The organism is Streptomyces sp. NRRL F-5123 (genome assembly GCF_000721495.1).
Taxonomy (GTDB): Bacteria; Actinomycetota; Actinomycetes; order Streptomycetales; family Streptomycetaceae; genus Actinacidiphila.
In genome coordinates, this window is record NZ_JOHY01000058.1 from 68708 (window position 1) to 86078 (window position 17371).

General features: G+C 71.9%; 11 protein-coding genes. 5 read left to right on the forward strand and 6 right to left on the reverse strand.

The window, feature by feature from the left end; translation table 11 throughout:
- Positions 1 to 178: 178 nt before the first annotated feature.
- A complete protein-coding gene (locus IH54_RS0132185) occupies positions 179 to 2842 on the reverse strand; it encodes a glycosyl hydrolase (protein WP_420711813.1) in 2664 nt (887 codons plus the stop codon).
- Positions 2843 to 3665: 823 nt separating this feature from the next.
- Here IH54_RS0132185 and IH54_RS0132190 point away from each other — a divergent pair.
- Complete coding sequence (locus IH54_RS0132190) at positions 3666 to 5021, forward strand: PHB depolymerase family esterase (RefSeq protein ID WP_031523748.1); 1356 nt, start codon at positions 3666 to 3668, stop codon at positions 5019 to 5021.
- Positions 5022 to 5259: 238 nt separating this feature from the next.
- Here IH54_RS0132190 and IH54_RS42085 read toward each other — a convergent pair whose 3' ends face one another.
- On the reverse strand, positions 5260 to 7110 hold the full coding sequence (locus tag IH54_RS42085; protein WP_052398114.1) for a WD40 repeat domain-containing serine/threonine protein kinase: 1851 nt from the start codon (positions 7108 to 7110) through the stop codon (positions 5260 to 5262).
- 295 nt (positions 7111 to 7405) lie between these two features.
- Between IH54_RS42085 and IH54_RS0132200 the strand changes: the two genes are divergently transcribed.
- Genes IH54_RS0132200 through IH54_RS0132210 form a run of 3 tightly spaced genes read left to right on the forward strand, consistent with a single transcriptional unit; the run spans position 7406 to position 11012 of the window.
- Entirely contained in the window at positions 7406 to 8827 is a 1422-nt protein-coding gene (locus IH54_RS0132200) for a phenylacetate--CoA ligase family protein (protein ID WP_052398115.1), read from the forward strand.
- Positions 8828 to 8871: 44 nt separating this feature from the next.
- Positions 8872 to 10014, forward strand: a complete 1143-nt coding sequence (locus IH54_RS0132205; protein WP_159012208.1) for a ThiF family adenylyltransferase — start codon at positions 8872 to 8874, stop codon at positions 10012 to 10014.
- On the forward strand, positions 10011 to 11012 hold the full coding sequence (locus tag IH54_RS0132210) for a hypothetical protein (protein WP_031523756.1): 1002 nt from the start codon (positions 10011 to 10013) through the stop codon (positions 11010 to 11012). The genes IH54_RS0132205 and IH54_RS0132210 overlap by 4 nt, the downstream gene beginning before the upstream one ends.
- Here the strand turns inward: IH54_RS0132210 and IH54_RS0132215 are convergent.
- A complete protein-coding gene (locus IH54_RS0132215; protein ID WP_199923496.1) occupies positions 10941 to 12641 on the reverse strand; it encodes an HAL/PAL/TAL family ammonia-lyase in 1701 nt (566 codons plus the stop codon). The genes IH54_RS0132210 and IH54_RS0132215 overlap by 72 nt on opposite strands.
- A gap of 389 nt (positions 12642 to 13030) precedes the next feature.
- Between IH54_RS0132215 and IH54_RS0132220 the strand changes: the two genes are divergently transcribed.
- Positions 13031 to 14449 (forward strand): DEAD/DEAH box helicase, encoded by a 1419-nt coding sequence (locus IH54_RS0132220; RefSeq protein WP_031523761.1) that lies wholly within the window; start codon positions 13031 to 13033, stop codon positions 14447 to 14449.
- Between the two features lie 152 nt (positions 14450 to 14601).
- On the opposite strand, the gene IH54_RS0132225 is transcribed toward IH54_RS0132220, so the two are convergent.
- The 3 genes from IH54_RS0132225 to IH54_RS45870 are packed head-to-tail and all read right to left on the reverse strand — an operon-like array spanning position 14602 to position 17304.
- Entirely contained in the window at positions 14602 to 15099 is a 498-nt protein-coding gene (locus tag IH54_RS0132225) for an FG-GAP repeat domain-containing protein (protein WP_052398117.1), read from the reverse strand.
- Between the two features lie 2 nt (positions 15100 to 15101).
- Positions 15102 to 17111: a GDSL-type esterase/lipase family protein gene (locus IH54_RS0132230; protein ID WP_052398118.1), complete on the reverse strand. Its 2010-nt coding sequence runs from the start codon at positions 17109 to 17111 to the stop codon at positions 15102 to 15104.
- Between the two features lie 49 nt (positions 17112 to 17160).
- Positions 17161 to 17304, reverse strand: a complete 144-nt coding sequence (locus IH54_RS45870) for an FG-GAP repeat domain-containing protein (protein ID WP_159012211.1) — start codon at positions 17302 to 17304, stop codon at positions 17161 to 17163.
- Between the last annotated feature and the right edge of the window lie 67 nt (positions 17305 to 17371).

The following is a 17371-nucleotide window of genomic DNA, read 5'->3' on the forward strand; positions in this document are numbered from 1 at the left end:
GACGATGAATCGGCACCCGCAATGCCGGCGGTACGCCCGAGGCGGCCGATCGTGAACGGCTGCCACGCGGCCCGGGGGGTCAGCCCCGTGCTCTCCTCGCTGGTCGGGGCGGGCGCCGACGCGGAAGCGTCCCGCCACCCGGAGGTGGCGGGGCGCCCGTGGTCGGCGCGGGGCGGGGCTACTTCAGCGAACCGGCGTCGATCGCGTACAGACCGCGGCCGTGGGTGGCCGCGTAGATCCGGCCGTCGGGGCCGGGCTTGAGCTGGAGCACCGCGACCGCCGGCATGCGGCCGACGCGCTCCCAGCCGGTGTGGTGGGGGGCGCGGTAGACGACGCCCATGTCGGTGGCGAGCACGAGGCCGCCGTCGGGCCGCGCCAGCAGCGCGTCGGCCGGCACGTCCGGCAGGTTCGCGGAGATGTCCTTCCAGGTGGTGCCGCCGTCGTGCGACTCGAAGACGTGGCCGAAGCCGGCGCCCGGGCCCTCCGTCCAATGCCGCGAGAAGCCGTTCACGGCGAGGTAGACGTGCGCGGAGTCGGACGGGTCGACGGTGAGCCCGGCGAGGTAGCGGTTGGGCACCGCGCCCTGGGCGCCCGTGGAGGGCAGGTCGACCTGGTGCCAGCCGGTACCGTCCTCGTTGCCGACGGCCAGGCCGCGCGTGAAGCCCTGGTTGTTGCAGGGCCCGCACCACGCGGCGTACACCTTGCCGCCCTGCGCCGCGACCGCGGTGGCGGTGTGGCCGGCGCCGAGGTCGAAGGCGTCCGTCCACTCGTCCCCGCTGCGGATGGCGTAGCCGTGGGTCTGCACCCACACGTGCTGCCCGCCCGCGACCCACACGTCACCGTTCTCGGTGTCGGCGGTCAGCGGCGCGGTGAAGCGGGCGGCGCCGGTCTCGTTGTCCGGCGGGGCCACGTCGTAGCTGGTGGCCTTCGTCGGGTCCTCCACCCAGGCACCGTCGTTGACCGCGCAGTTCTGCGTGACGTTGACGGCGAGGTAGACGTACTCCTGGGCGATGTTGCAGCCGTTCGCCGGGTCGGTGAGGGTGTCGCCGCCGTCGCCGCCGAAGTTGGAGCCCATCACCTTGTCTCCGGCGCGGAGCTGGGACTGGCCGTTGTCCTGCAGGCCGCCGTTGACGGCCAGGCCGTGCCCGGCCGGGTCCTTGCCGACGCCCACCGAGTAGTACTGCAGGGTGTCGATGGTGCCGTCGTTGGTGGAGACCCAGTCGGTGGCGTGGCCGTCCGCGTCCTTGTGGCCGTTGAGCGGGCGCTTGTAGACGCCGCCGTCGTCGCCGACGTAGACGTAGGACTTCCCGTGGTAGCTGCCGACCGCCACCGCGTGCTGGTCGGGGTGGGTCGTCGGCTGGCAGTCACCGGTCTGCTCGGCCGGGTCGATGCTCCAGCAGGGGAAGTAGAAGTTCCAGTACGCGCCGACGGCCGACCAGCTGGAGCCGCCGTCCGTGGTCTCGAAGACCTCTTCCAGACCGGCGTACACGTGGTCGGGGTTCGTCGGGTCGACCTGGAGGAACTCGTTGTACCAGGCCTGGCTGCCCGGCGGGTCCAGGGCCGAGCCGGCGGCGGCCAGGGTGTCGGCGTCCGCGATCCTGGTCCAGGGGCCGAGCGGGCTGCCGGACTTCGAGACGTAGATGCCGTCCAGGATGGTCGCGTCCCCGGCGTTCAGCTTCTCCGGCGACTGGTTGACGGCGTAGTACCGCGAGCCGTCGGCGGACCGCGCGAAGGTCACGTTGCCCACGTCGTCCGGGTCGGTCGGCAGCGCGCCGAGCGAGTCGACCCTGGTCCAGGTGCCGTGCTGCTTGGTGTAGAAGCCGTTGTAGGTGTCACCGCTGCGCCACCCGATCGCCAGCATCACCTTGCCGGGGTCGCGCGGGTCGATCGCCACGTCGTTGGCGATGTTCTTGTACGGCGCGTTCGGGTCGTGGGCCAGCGTGCCGCCCGGCAGGTAGTCGGGGTTGGGGGCGAACTCCAGCGTCCAGGGGCCGCGCAGGTCGCTGGTGGAGTGGCTCCACACACCCTCGCTCGTGGACGCCCACACCCGGTCGCCGCCGAAGCGCAGGGTGTGGATCGTGGTGGAGTCGAGCTCCTTGCCGCCCACCCGGTCGGACGCGGTGAAGGTGCCGGACCGCGGGTGGCTGAGGACGTACACGCCGCTGCCCTGGTAGGCGTCGGCGTTCGTGGTGGCCTCGCCGGTGCCGAGCCACAGCCGGCCGCCCTTGTCGAGCGCGAGGGCGCCGGTGGCCTGGGTCGGCAGCGTGTCGCTGATCGGCTGCCAGTGCCCGCCGCCGGTGGACGAGCGCCAGACGCCGCCGCCGGCGCTGCCCTCGTAGACGTAGCCGCCGTCGTCCGCCGCCAGCGCCGCGGCCCGGCCGGTCACCAGGCCCGCTCCGCCGCTGGAGTTCGAGTCGTAGTCGCGGTAGCGGGGGTCGTCGGAGTCGTACGGCAGCCCCGTGAGGTGCTGCCAGCTGCTGCCGGTCGAGGGCAGCTTGTTCAGCTGGTCCCAGGCCGCGGAGAACGCGCCCGGCGCGACGACGCCGGGCGAGGTGCGGGCCTCGGCGTACTGGGCCGCGCCCTCGGCGATCTCGTCGGACTCCTCACCGCTGTCGTCGTCCCCGCCGTCGTCCTTGCCGGCCGGCGTCGCGGTGGCGTCCTGCTCGGCGGCCTTCTCCGCGGCCAGCCGCGGGTGGGTGGCGTGGCCGCCGGGGGCGGCACCCGCCGGGAACGCGAACAGTGCGGCCAGCGCGGCCGCCACCGGTACAGCGAGCCAGTGTCTTTTCCGGGCTGAAGCGTGCAACAGGTAACCCCTTGCGTAGCGCGGTGTCGGTCTGTGCATTTGGTTTGTGCATTTGGTCTGCGCACGTCAGAGTTGATCACGGTGGGCCCGTCAGATGTCCGGTCCGGAGCCGAATTTGAGGGAAAATTGGCACAGCCAGGGCCGCATGACAGCAGCCAAGGGCGTGAGTGGTCTCCCTTTCGGGATGGTTGGTCCCGGTGGATACGTCAAAGGACCCGAGCGCCGTCGCGGGCGGGACGGCGGCGAGCCGCCCTGTTGACGTGCCGGGCGTCTCGACGCGTCGGGCTCCCGTTGGGCTCGGGCCCTTGCGGGAACAAGTCCGTTGCTGCACGCCCCTTGAGGTGTCGGAGGGGGATGTGCCAGTCTCATTTCGGCATTCCACCGGGGCACCGCCCGGGGGTGCCCGACCGCACATGCCTGACCCCCCACGCTGAATGTGAGCGCTCACTTTTTTCGTGAGCGACCACGTTCTCCCTTTCAGGAGTGCCGCTGTGATCCGAGGACAAACCCTGCCCTGGCTCCGTCGTCCGCCGCTTCCACCGGGAGGCGCGGGGATCTCGCGCGGCCGGCCGGCCCGCTTCTGAGCGATTCACCACCGCTGTGGGCGCCGTTGCACCAGACCGCTGGTCAAGTGGCATGCCATGGGCGGTCGGCGGTGAGGACCGGCAACCCGGGCAGCGGCCTGAAGGAGAGGGCCTGAAGTCGACCAGGCCTTCGCGTCCCGGTGGCGGACCGGTGCCGCGACGACCTCGCCGTCGCCCTCCACCTGCCGCGAACGGCGATGCGGAACCCCCTGTGAGGAACCCGGGGACGCCCCCGCCCCACCATTGTTAGCGCAAACAACACTGGAGGAAAAGATCCCATGGCGCGAATCCGGTATTGGCAGTCCCGCCTGCTCGGCCTGATCCTCGCGGTCGTCGCCGCGATCGGTGTGGGCCTGCCCGCCGCACCTCAGGCTGCCGCGGCCTCGTTGACCCAGGTCACGAACTTCGGTACCAACCCGACCAATCTGCAGATGTACGTGTACGTGCCGAACAGCGTCAAGGCCAACCCGCCGATCCTGCTCGCACTGCACGGCTGCCAAGGCTCCGGGCCCTACTTGTACTCCAGCACCGACTTCGGATCGCTGGCGGACCAGGACGGGTTCATCGTCATCTACCCCTCGTCCAACCCGGCCGGCAGTTGTTGGGACGTCTCGTCCGACCAGGCTCTGAGGCGGGGCGGCGGCAGTGACCCGGTCGGGCTGATGTCCATGATCACGTACACCGAGCAGCACTACGGCGGGAACCCCAACGCCGTGTACGTGACCGGGGAGTCGTCGGGCGGGATGATGACCAACGTCATGCTCGCGGACTACCCGGACGTGTTCAAGGCCGGCGCGGCGTTCATGGGCGTGCCCTACCACTGCTTCTACACGGGCACTGTGCGCGGCTGGAACGGGCCCTGCGCCGGGGGTCAGGTCTCCATGACCCCGCAGCAGTGGGGCGACCTGGTGCGCAACAACGCCGACCCCGGTTACACCGGGCCGCGTCCCCGGGTGCAGCTGTGGCACGGCACCGCCGACACCACCCTGAACTACAACAACCTCGGTGAAGAGACCAAGCAGTGGACGAACGTACTCGGGGTGAGTCAGACCCCGTCCTCGACTGACACCCCGGTCGCCAACTGGAACCGTTCCCGATACGCCAACGGCTCCGGCAGCACGCAGGTCGAGACGTACAGCATCGTCGGTGCCGGGCACCAACTGCCGATCCAGGGCACGCAGATGGCCGCCTACGCCATCCACTTCATGGGCCTGGACGGTACCGGCACCACCACCGCCACCACGGGTGCGCTGCACGCGGTGGGCGCGGGCAAGTGCCTGGACGACCCGAACTCGACGACGACGCTGGGCACCCAGCAGCAGATATACGCCTGTAACGGCCAGGCCAACCAGACCTGGACGCACACCTCGTCGAAGGAACTGACGATCACGGTCGGAGGCAGCACCCTGTGCCTGGACGCGAACGCCAAGGGCACCGCGAACGGCACGAAGGCGGTCGTCTGGTCCTGCAACGGGCAGGCCAACCAGCAGTGGAACGTCAACTCCAACGGCACGATCACCGGCGTCCAGTCCGGCCTGTGCCTGGACGTGACCGGAGCCTCTACCGCCAATGGAGCTCTGGCGGACCTCTGGTCGTGCAACGGCGGTAGCAACCAGCAGTGGACCCTCGGATAGCCGACCTCCGGGGCGGACCTCGCAGGGTGCAGATGTTGCCGTCGTGAACACGGGGGCGACGTCTTCCCCGGCCAAACATGAGGTCGGTGGGCCCGTGGCGGTCGTGGCCCCGCCGGGCTGTTGCCCGGCGGGGCGGCCGGACGCCGGCCCGGGTCGCGCTGGCGGGTGCCGATCAGTCATCTGGGCCGGTCAAGCGACATGCTGGTAGTCGTGGAGGGTTCGGTGTCCATGCCCCGATTCACGGGGTGGCTGTCCACAGGCAGAGTTCGCCCCTGGAGTCGGGCCATGCGCCGGCCGCGGTGGCCAGCGTGCGGCCGTCGGGGGTGAAGGCCACTCCGGAGACCGTGGCGGTGTGGGCGGCGGTCAGGGCGGCGAGTTCCGCGCCGGTCGCCGGGTCCCAGAGGCGGACTGCCCTGTCGTTGCCGCCGCCGGCCAGCACGGTGCCGTCGGGGCTGAAGGCTACGCACTCCACGATCGACAGGATGCCCTGGTACTTGGCGCCGCGTGCGCCGGTGAGGCCGGCGAAAGTCCGGTGGCGCTCGCCGGAGACGGCGTCGCGCAGATGGAACTGGTCGACACCGGCGCTGGCCAGCGTGCCCCCGTCCGGGCTGAACGCCAGGGAGCGGAAGGGGGACCGCGGGGACATCAGGGAGAAGAGCCGCTCGCCGGTGGCGGTGTCCCAGGCGAAGACGTGCTCGTTGGTGACGCCGGCCAGCGTCTTGCCGTTGGGGCTGAAGACCAGGTCGTTGACGCCGTCGGAGCTGCCACGGAGGGCACGCAGGAGCGCGCCGGACCGCAGGTCCCACAGCCTGACCGGGCCGGAGCCCCCGGAAGCGAGCATCCGGCCGTCGGGGCTGAAGGCGACGGCGCTCAGGGTGGTCAGCGGCCCGCCGTGCTTCAGTTCGCGCTCCGGCTCCCCGGTGTGCGTGTTCCACAGCCTGATCAGCTTGTCCGTGCGGGTCGCCGCCAGCAGCCGGCCGTCCGGGCTGAACGCCACCGCGCTCATGTTCGACAGCCGTTTGCCGTGCCAGCCGGTCATCTCACGGAGCTGCTCGCCGGTACCGGTGTCCCACAGGCGTACGCCCTGCCCGGCGCCGGCCAGGACGCGGCCGTCGGGACTGGGCGCCAGCGCCCGTACGCCGCCGGGGACGGGCAGCGACATGCGCAGCGTGAAACCGGTCGGCTGCGAGGCGGAATGCGGCGCGGGGGAGGGGGTGGGCACGTCGCGGCGGGTCGTCGCCAGCGGGCTGCGGATGGGCGGCGCGGGAGTCGGGGACGTGGCCAGTCCGGCGGCGAGGGCCGGCGCGTCCGGCCGGTCCCGCGGGCTCTTGGCGAGCAGAGAGGCCACCAGGTCGGCCAGCCGGCCGGGGACATCGGGGCGCCGGTCGGCAAGGGGCGGCGCGGGCACCTCCGCGTGCTGCCGCAACAACGCGTACAGCGGCTGGCGAGGCGTGAACGGCGGCTCCCCGGTGAGGAGTTCGTACATGACGCAGCCGAGCGCGTACATGTCGCTGCGGGTTTCGAGCGGCAGGTCCTGGCACTGTTCGGGCGACATGTACGCGGGCGTGCCGACCACCCGGCCGCTCTCGGTCAGGGTGGAGGTCGTGTCGGTGCCGCGGGCGATGCCGAAGTCGCAGATCTTGACCCGGCCGTCGTCCTGGAGGAAGAGGTTCGCCGGCTTCAGGTCCCGGTGGATGACGCCCCGGCTGTGCGCGGCGGCCAGGGCTTCCGCGGTCTGCCGTGACAGGTCGAGCACCGTGTCGAGCGGCAGCCCCTGCGGGTGCCGGGCCGTCAGGCGGGCCAGGTCGGCGCCGTGCAGCAGCTCCATCACGAGGAACAACTGCCCCTCGTGGCTGCCGGCGTCGTGCACGACGGTGATGCCCGGGTGCTGCAGACCCGCGAGCGTCGCCGCCTCCTTCCGGAATCTGCGCACCGCCGTCGGGTCCGCCGACGTCTCGTGCAGTACCTTGACCGCCACGTCGCGGTCCAGCACCGTCTCGTCCCGCCCCAGCCACACCGCGCCCATGCCGCCGCGGCCCAGCACCCGTTCGAGCCGGTACCGCCCGGCCAGCACATCCCCGTTCTCCACCCGGCGATTCTCCGGTACGGGGCCGGGGCACGTCACTACCCCCGCCCGGGGGACCGTCGTACCCCCCACCGCTGTCGGGCCAGGCGAAGTCGAAGCCGCCGGCCGAGACGGTCCCGCCCGGGGTGGCCCCGGCCGTACGGGGACACGAGCGCGGACACGACGGCACCACCGCGCGGCGCGGCGCCCGCGGCGGAGCTGCGCCGGGTTCGCGCACGTCACCCGTGTGGTGCATCACCTGTGGCCGGCTGCGAGCGCCGCACATAGCGTCGTGGTCAGCGAGAAACGCGGGGTTCCCATGTCCGATCCGACCACCCCGGCGGCCGGCGACTGGCCCCTGGAACTCTTCCGGCGGGCGTCGTCGTCGATACCGGCCTACGCGGACTTCCTGCGCCGCCGGGGCTGCGACCCGGCTCTGCTGGTGGAAACGGCCGACTTCGGCCGGGTCCCCGTCACCACCAAGCAGAACTACCTGCGGTCGTACCCCCTGGCCGACCTGATGTGGGACGGCAGTCTCGACGGCGTCCGCCTGATGGCGTCGAGCACGGGGTCGAGCGGAACCCCGTGCTACTGGCCCCAGAACGAGGACAGCCTCCGGGAAGCCGTACTCCTCAACGCCCCCCTGTTCGACACCTTCGGCTGCCGTGAGCGGTCCACGCTGTGCGTGATCTCCTTCTTCATGGGCGTACACGTGGCCGGCACCTACCAGTTGCAGGCGGCTCTCCGCCTGGCACGGCAGGGCTACCGGCTCACGGTCATCAGTCCGGGCATCGACATCGACGAGAACGTCAGGGCCTTGCGTGACGTCGCCCCCGGTTTCGAACAGACCGTGGTCATGGGCTACCCACCCCTCGTCCGCGACGTGCTGGTCGCCGCCTCCGCCGCCGGCGTGCCCCTGGAAAAGCTACGGCTCCGCCTGCTGTTCTCGGGTGAGAGCTTCTCCGAGAGCTGGCGCGAGGGCGTGCACCGGGCGGCGAGGACGGCGGATCCTCTCACCGGCTCGCTGGGGATCTACGGTTCGGCGGACGCGGGGATCATCGGTGTCGAGTCACCGCTGAGCGTGTACGTCCGACGTGCCGCGGCCGAGGATCCGGAGCTGTGCGAGGCGCTGTTCCCCGGCGCCGGTTCGCTGCCCGCGCTGGTCGAGTTCGATCCGCGCCACCGCCACGTCGAGGACGTCGACGGGCATCTCGTCCTCACGGTGCGCAGCGGTCTGCCGCTGATCCGCTACCGCATCGGTGACGTGGGCAGGGTGATCTCGGCGAAGGCGCTGTCCGACGCCATGGCCCGGTGCGGCCGCGACGTGCCCGACGACCTGGCCAGGCCCTCGACGGGGCATTTCGTCGGGCTGTACGGACGCACGGACGTCATGTGCACCCTGTACGGGGTCAACATCTTCCCGGACGACATCAAGGACGGACTGGAACGACCGGATCCGGCGTCCGAGACGTCGGGCAGGTTCCTCCTCGCCAGGGAGGACGCCGAGACCGGCGGGCAGTTCCTGCGCCTGCGGGTGGAACTGGCCCCCGGCGCCACGGGGAGTGCGTCGCTGCGGCGGCGCGTCGAACAGGCCGTCGGCGAGTCCCTGCGGGCGTCGAACGGCGAGTACCGCAAGCTGGAGGAAGCGATGCCCGGACGGTGCACCCTGGACGTGGTCCTGCTCCCGTACGGCGATCCGGCGTTCGCGCGGACCGGCAAGAGCCGGCGGGTCGCACCGTGATGTGCCCCCGCGCCCCGTCACCGGCCGGCGTCCGCCTGTACGACATGACGCGCCGCCAGGACGTCGCGGACTTCGAGGAGTTGCGGTCCGGCGGGGAAGCGGTGCACGAGGTGGACGCCCTTCCCGGCATCGTGGAGGAACTCTTCCGCATCGAGTTCCCCTTCCTCGCGCCGGACTCCCCCTTCTACGGCATCACCTTCCGGCGCTACCTGGCCGCCCGGTGGAACGGCGGCGACGTGCGCGGGGCCGGCGTGTGGGCCTACTTCCCGTGGCGGCGCACCGCTGTCCACCTGCCGGACGAGGCGACGTTCCTGCGGCTGCGGACAGCGCGCAACCGCGACCTGATCACCCCGCGGGAACAGGAGCTCTACCAGGCCGCCCGGGTCGGTGTGGCCGGACTGAGCGTCGGGATGTCCGCGGTCACGACCCTGGTCGGCACGGGGGGCGCGGGCCGGTTGCGCATCGCCGATCCTGACGTCCTCGGAGCCACGAACCTCAACAGGGTGACGGCGTCGGTGTGCCACCTGGGTGCGGCCAAGACCGCGATCTGCGCCGAGCGCCTGTGGGAACTCAACCCCTTCCAGCGCATCGAGGTGTTCGACGGGCTGACGGAACGCTCGGCCGAGGCGTTCTTCGGCCGCGGCGCCGACTGCCTCGACCTGCTCGTCGAGGAGACCGACGACCTGCGGACGAAGGCCTTCGCCCGCTTCGCCGCGCGTGCCCGGCGGATACCGGTCCTCATGGCGACCGACAACGGGGACAACGTCCTCGTGGACGTGGAACGCTTCGATCTGGAGCCGGAGCGGCCGCTGTTCCACGGGGCGGTCGACGAAGCCCGGCTGTGCCGGCTGGGCGACCGCCTCGCGGACGCCGAACGCGTCACCCTGGCCGACGCGCTGGTGGGCCCGGAGATGACCGTACGGGTGAAGCTGTCGCTCCTCCAGGTGGGCACACGGCTGGTCGGCTGGCCGCAACTCGGCACGGCGGCCGCTCTCGCCGGTGCCGCGCTGGCCTACGCGGCCCGGCGCATCCTCACAGGCCGGCCCATGCCGTCGGGGCGGTACGCGGTCGCTCTGGACGAGGCCCTGGACGTCGGGCACCGCTCTCCCGCAGCGGTGGCCGAGCGCGAGCGCGTCGGGGCCGAGTACAGGCAGAGTCTGCGGGCGATGTTCGGGGACGCGCCATGACGCAGGAGCCGGGCTCCTACCCCGTGGACGGCACTCTCCAGGACCAGGTGCGCTACCTCGCCGACGTCGCGGGCCGCGCCCCTTCCGCCCACAACGCGCAGCCGTGGGAGTGCAGGCTCATCGGCAGCGAGCTGCACATCGGCCGTCATGACGCCTACGCACTGGACGCGAGCGACCCCACCGGGCGCCAGACGGCGCTCTCCCTGGCCATGTACGTCGAGGCGTTCGTCGTCGCAGCGCACCGCTGGGGGATCCGCGCCCGCGTCACGCGCACGGCACAGGTCCCGGGCGACCGCACGACGGCGGTGCTGGCGCTCACCGGTTGCGCCCCCGCGGGGGACTCCCCTGTCTACAGGGCCATCTCGGACCGGCACACCGACCGGGGCCCCTACGCACCGCTGGCGGCGCCCGCCTGGCTGGACTCCGGTGGACCGGCGGCTTCCGGGGCCGACACCCGGCTCTTCCCGATCACCGACCGGGACGCCGTGGCGAGGATCGGCGGACTCGCGGGCTCGGGCCTCGGCACCGCCCTGTCCCTGCTCCCCATGCGCAGGGAACTCGCCGGACTCGTGCACTGGCACGGGGAGCCCGCGACCAGGGGGATGGCGGTGGAGGCGCTCTTCCCGGGAACCGAACGCCGCGACATGCCGGCCGCCGAGTGGTTCCGGGAGCACGCGGACGCCGAGGAGGCGGCCGCGTCCGTACGCGACGTGTATGCGACGGCACCCGGGCTGGTCGTCGTCGTGGCGACGCGAGCCGACGACCCGACGGCCTGGTGCGACGCGGGCCGCGCCGCCTACCGCCTCCTGCTGCGCGCGGCCGCCGACGGGCTGGCGCACGACATCCAGGCCGGCCCGGTGGAGATACCCGCGCTGGCGGCAGGACTCGCCGCGGAGCTGGAGCACGGGTGGCGGCCGCAGATCCTGCTACGCATCGGCCGCCCCCTCGGCCCCCGGCTCAGCGGGCGGTCCGTACGCAGGGCCGTCGCGGTGGACTGACCCGGGTACGGGGCCGCCGCCTCCGGGCGGGCCGGTGGGAGGCGGCGGCGGGACGGCCCACACATGCGGAGGGGCGTCCCGCACGAGAGCTGCCACTGCCGCGAGATCCTTCTCCAGCGGCCGGTCCCCGACGAGCGGGGCACTCACTTCCCGTACCGCGGAGTGCAGCTTCCGGCCCGCGGGGGAGAGCAGGGAGGTGCCGCGGAGATCGGCCGCCTGGCAGGCCGCCAGCAGGACATGGGCGACGACACCGGTCGCCAGTTCCAGGACGGTCCGGGCATCCCGGGCGGCATGGGTGCCCATGCTCACCTTGTCCTGGTTGTGGCACTCGGTGGACCGCGAGAACACGGCTGCGGGCATGGTCAGTTTCAGCGCTTCGGCGGTGAGCGAGGAGCAGGCCAGCTGGACTCCCTTCAGACCGTGGTGGAGGGCCGGCTCCGCGAGCCGGGCCGAGCCCGACAGGTTGGCGGGCAGCCCGCGGTTGTACGCGGTGTCGACCAGAAGGGCGAGCTGCCGGTCCAGCAGGTCGGCGGTGCTGGCCACGGCGGTCTTGAGCGCGTCCATGGCCTGACAGACATGACCGCCGTAGAAGTTGCCACCGCTGTGCATCACCGGTTGTCCCGCGGACACCTCGATCAGCGGGTTGTCGTTCGCCGAGTTGATCTCGACCCGCAACCACTGCTCACCCCAGGAGAGCGTGTCGCGCAGCACGCCCAGGACATGGGGTGCGCACCGCAGGGAGTAGCGGTCCTGAACGCCCCGGTCGAGATGCCGGTGCGTGCCGTCGGCGAGCGGCGGGACCGCGGCGCGCGCCTGGTCGGCGTCCACGGCCAGCCCAGAGCCGCGGAGCCGTTCCCGGATGGTCCGCGCGCTGGCCACCTGCCCCGGATACGGCTTGCACCGGTGCAGGAAGTCGTCATAGTGCGCGACGTTCCCCCGCAGCACCTCGACGACCAGCGCCGTCGTCGCTTCCGCTGCGGCCGCCAGGCGGGTGGCGCCGGCGAGGGTCAGGCACGCGAAGGCCGACATGAAGGACGTGCCGTTGACCAGCCCCAGCGCCTCCTTGGCCCGGAGCGTCAGAGGTTCGAGCCCCCGGTCGCGCCAGGCCTGGGCGGCTGTGCCCAGTACGCCGGCGACGCGCACTTCGCCCTCTCCCACCAGGGCTCTCGCGACATAGGCCAGCGGCACCAGATCACCGCTCGCTCCCACCGAGCCGCGCTCGGGGACCAGCGGCAGCACATCGTGCTCCACCATCGCCAGCAGGCGTTCCACCAGGGCGGGGCGCACTCCGGAGGCGCCGTTGGCCAGGCAGTTCGCCCGGATGACGAGCGTGGCGCGCACCACGCGGGCATCGGCGTACGGGGGTGTTCCGCACTGCAGGAACCGCAGGAGGTTCTGCTGCAGCGCCTCCGCCTGTTCGGCCGTGAAGAATTCGGTACAGCTGTCACCGAAACCCGTGGTGACCCCGTACACCGCCTCGCCGCCGCTGAGGACGGTCTGCAACGCCCGGGCGCCGGCCTCCATCCGGGCGCGCGCGGCGCCATCCAGACCGAGGGCGACGGGACGCGACGCGAGTCGGTAGACGTCCTCGGCCGTCAGGCTGTGGCCGGTGAGCAACGGTGTGTCCAACGAGGAAACCTCCGAACACCGGAATGGGCCGGTCAAGCAGAGAAACTAGCCAGAGAACGTCCGATAACGGCTGATTACGGCGTCGCGATCTCGACGTGTCCTGTGAAGCACCCGACCAGGTGGGAGCACACCACCGCTGCCGGTGCGGCTGGGGGCCGAGCGGGCCGCGGTCCCGGGTGAGCCACGGCAGGTCGGGGTGGCCGGCGTGCTGGAGGCGGCGGCGGGCCAGGCGCGGCGCGCTCAGCGGGGTAGAGCGGCACGACGAGGTGAGGCGGCCGGCGCGAGGCCTGCGCTGGTAAAGTGGGGGACACGCTTGTGGACAGCCTGGGCCCGTGCCGGACAAGGTACGGGCCCAGGCTCGTTCGGGGCGCCGAATCGAGGAAGGACCCATGAAGGCGAAGCAGCCGGCCTCCGACCGCTCCCGACCCGGCGGGTCCGACCGCGGAGGGGCCCCGCGGGGCGAGTACTCGGTGCCGGGAACGTCGGTGCCCGGCCTTCCACCGGTCGGGTCCTTCGCGGAGCTGGACCTACCGGTCGAGCTGACGGGAGTGCTCACGGGGCTCGGGGTACGGAATCCGTTCCCGATCCAGGCGGCCACTTTGCCGAGCGCGCTGGCAGGCCGGGACGTCCTCGGCCGCGCGCGGACCGGCTCGGGAAAGACCCTTGCTTTCGGGCTTGCGCTCCTCGCGCGTACGGCGGGCCGGCGCGCCGAGCCGAAGCGCCCTCTCGCGCTGGTCCTGGTGCCGACGAGGGAACTCGCGCAGCAGGTGAGCGAGGCGCTGACGCCCTACGCGGAGGTGCTCGGGCTACGCTCGGTGACCGTGGTCGGCGGGCTGGCGATCGGCCGGCAGGCGGCGGCGCTCCGGGAGGGTGCCGAGGTCGTGGTGGCGACGCCGGGACGGCTGGCCGATCTCGTCGCCCGGCGCGACTGTCACCTGGACCGGGTGCGGATCGCGGTGCTGGACGAGGCGGACCAGATGTGCGACATGGGCTTCCTGCCGCAGGTCTCGGAGACCCTGGACCGGATGCCCCCCGGCGGGCAGCGGATGCTGTTCTCGGCGACGCTCGACCACAATGTCGATCAACTGGTCAGGAACTATCTGAGTGACCCGGTGCTCGTCACGGTCGATCGGGCGGAGGGCTCGGTCGAGACGATGGAGCATCACGTACTGAACGTCCATCCCGCCGACAAGTACGCGACAGCCACCGAGATCGCAGCCCGGGACGGGCGGGTGCTGATGTTCCTGGACACCAAGCACGGTGTGGACCAGTTCACCCGCCACCTGCGGAGCAGCGGCGTACGGGCGGGTGCTCTGCACAGCGGGAAGTCGCAACCGCAGCGCACGCACACGTTGGCCCAGTTCAAGGACGGCGAGATCACGGTACTGGTGGCGACCAACGTCGCCGCCCGCGGCATCCACGTCGAGCACCTGGACCTCGTCGTCAACGTGGATCCGCCCTCCGACCCCAAGGACTACCTCCACCGAGGCGGGCGCACCGCGCGGGCCGGGGAGTCCGGCAGGGTGGTCACGCTGGTCACGCCCGGTCAGCGCCGGGACGTGAACAGGATGATGTCGGACGCGGGAATCCGCCCCACGGTCACCCAGGTCCGCTCCGGCGAGGAGAGGCTGAGCAGCATCACAGGTGCGAAGCGCCCGCCGGTGCAGGACAGGGAGAAGACCGGCAGCGTGGCGTTCCGGGGCCCAGGCACACGGGCGGGCCGCCCGCCGAAGGAATCCCGCAAGGCCGCGGAGGCGCGCGCGATGGCCGAGGCCCGCAAGGCCGCCCGGGTGCGCAAGGCCTACTGACAGGCGGTCCGCGCCGCCACGGTCGGACGACACGAAAGAGGCACCTACCGGACCCTTGCCTACTTTTGCGGGTGCCTGCGGCCCCTGGCCGCAGGGGCGTCCCCGCGCGGCGGGGACGCCCCGGACGGCCGTTCAGCGGAGCGGACCGGGTCCTACCAGCCGCTGGTGAGTGCGGCCTTGCCGGCGAAGGTGGTGTCGCCGTGCCCGGCCCAGATGTAGAGGGTGGTGGTGGAGTCGTCGCGGGCGATGATGTCGGCCTTGCCGTTCCCGTCGTAGTCGGCGACCGAGGTCTGGCTGAAGTCCCAGCCCGTGGTGACCTGCTTCGCTGCGTTGAAGTAACCGCCCGGGTTGTGTGTCCACATCTTCAGATTCCCGGCGGCGTCGCGGGCGATGATGTCGGCCTGGCCGTCACCGTTGAAATCTGCGGCCGCCGTCTGGGTGAAGTCCCATCCGGTGGTCAGCTGCGCCGCGGCGCCGAAGGTGCCGTCGCCGTGCCCGGCCCAGATCTTCAGGTTTCCCGAGGTGTCGCGGGCGATGATGTCGGCCTTGCCGTTTCCGTCGAAGTCGGCTGCGGCGGTCTGCGTGAAGTTCCATCCGCTGGTCACCTGGCGGGCGGCGCCGAACGAGCCGTCGCCGTTACCCGCCCACATCTTCAGGTTCCCCGAGCTGTCGCGGGCGATGATGTCCGCCTTCCCGTCGCCGGTGAAGTCCGCGGCCGCCGTCTGGCAGGCGAAGGGCCGTCGTGGCCGGCTGCCAGGGTGTCCGCGACCTTCTTGGTGGCCAGGGGGGTGAGGTGCAGGTGGTCGTAACCGGGGTCGTAGTAGCCGGCGAGCAGCTGGGCGGGCATGTCGGGGTCGCGGGTGGCCAGGTCGAAGTCGGTGCGGCCGTCCACGTCCGAGGTGGTCCTGATGTAGGCGTTGAACTGTTGGCGCACGGTGTCCTTGGCGTCGCTGTAGTGGTCGTATCCGGAGAAGGGTGGGATCGTCGCCACCACCACCCGGATGCCCCTCTGCCGCGCCTGTGCCGCGATGGTGCGGACGCCCTGCTCCAGGGAGGCCGTGGACGAGCCGTCGAGGGCGATGTCGTTGATGCCGTCGTACAGGACGAGGGTGCGTACGCCGGGCTGGCTGAAGACGTCCCGTTCCAGCCGGTTGAGTGCGCTCGGGCCGTTGACGGCGCTGTCGGTCAGCAACCGGGTGGCTGACAGTCCTTCGTTGAGGACCCCGGTCACCTGGCCGTGGCTGTTGACGTCCGCGGCGTAGTAGTCCGTCCACCGCTCGTTCCCGTCCACCTCCGTTCGGCCGCAGTCGGTCTGCGAGTCGCCGAGGGCGACCGTCGTGCCGATGTCCTCGGCGGTGGTGACGTCCACCCCGCTCAGCAGCGTCCAGAAGGCGAACGTGCCGGGGAAGCCGCTCCCGGTGGTGTCCATCGTGTGGTCCCCGCCCAGCCGGCTGCTGGTGAAGGACGTGGACATCGCCATGGGGTGCATCGGCGCCAGGGTGACCGGGCCCGGGAGGTACACGCTCACCATCAGGCTGGTGCCGGCGGTGACCGGGAAGGTGACCGGATCGCTGTAGACCTCCGCGCCGGCCGCGAGGGTGGTGCTTTGCGCGCCGGCGAAGGTCAGCGGCACGGGGGTCTGCGTCGGCTCCGGTTCGCCCTTCGCCCGCTGGGTCGCGAGCGTCACGTGGCCGAGGGTCACCGGGGCGGTGGCGAAGGTGTTGGCGAACCGGATCCGGGCGGTGCCCCCCGTGGTGTTGGGGTGGACGACCATCCGCAGCGTCTGCCTGGTCCAGTCCGCGGGTGTCTGGTGGATCGGGAGCGCGACCCCGTAGGAGGTGGCCCAGCTTCCGGTCCAGAACTGGCCGTTCGGGGCCTGCGCGGTGTTGCGCACGGCGATGTCGAAGACGTGGAGCGACGGGATCGCCGCGGTGCCGCTGCCGCTGCCGCTGCCGCCGGTGCCCGGTAGCGTGACGGACGCCACGGTCCTGGTCCGGTCGAGGGGCACGGTGACGGCCGACAGCCGCCCCGCGGCGGTTGCCCGTCCCGCCGCGTCGAGGCGGTGCGGAACGGTCACCGCGGTGCCCCCGTCGGCCTTCCCGGCCCAGTCGTCCACGGTGAGGGTGTACGGCGAGGTGGTCCCGTCGGTGTAGGTGACCGAACCCGTCCCCGAGACGGGGCCGTTGGCGGCGGTGGCGAGAAACCCGAGGGCGTCCCCCGAGCCGCTGACCGCAACGGTCTGCCCCGCCGCGACCACGTTGTCCGGGGCGCCCGGCGGGACGTCCGCACGGGTGTAGGCGGTGCCGTTCACGGTGATCTTCGAGCCCCTGGTCCAGCCGGCCCGGTCCAGCTCGGCGGACGGGAGGCCGCCTCCGGCCCCGTCGATGCCCGCCGCGGGCCCGCGGACCGCCACTGCGTCACGGATGGCGTTGTTGTCGAATGCCGCACGCAGGCTGGTGGCAGGGGTGGCAGGGGTGGCAGGGGTGGCAGGGGTGGCAGGGGTGGCAGGGGTGGCGGTTGTGGAGGTCCTGGCGGGGGGTGCGGTCGTGGTGGGCTGCGCGGCCTGTGCCGCCTGCGGAACGGCTGCCGCCAGCCCGCCCGTCAGGGCGCAGACGGCGGTGGTGACGGCGGCCGACCGCAACGCACGTGTGGTGCGGTGCATCAAAAGAGTTCTCTCCTCCGGTGGTGGTGAGTGGGGTGAGGCGGTCGGGCTACCAGCCGGTGGTGAGCTTGGTGGCAGCGCCGAAGGTGGTGTCGCCGTGCCCGGCCCAGATGTAGAGGGTGCCGGTGGAGTCGTCGCGGGCGATGATGTCGGCCTTGCCGTTCCCGTCGTAGTCGGTCGGCCTGGCCGTCACCGTTGAAATCTGCGGCCGCTGTCTGGGTGAAGTCCCATCCGGTGGTCAGTTGCGCCGCGGCGCCGAA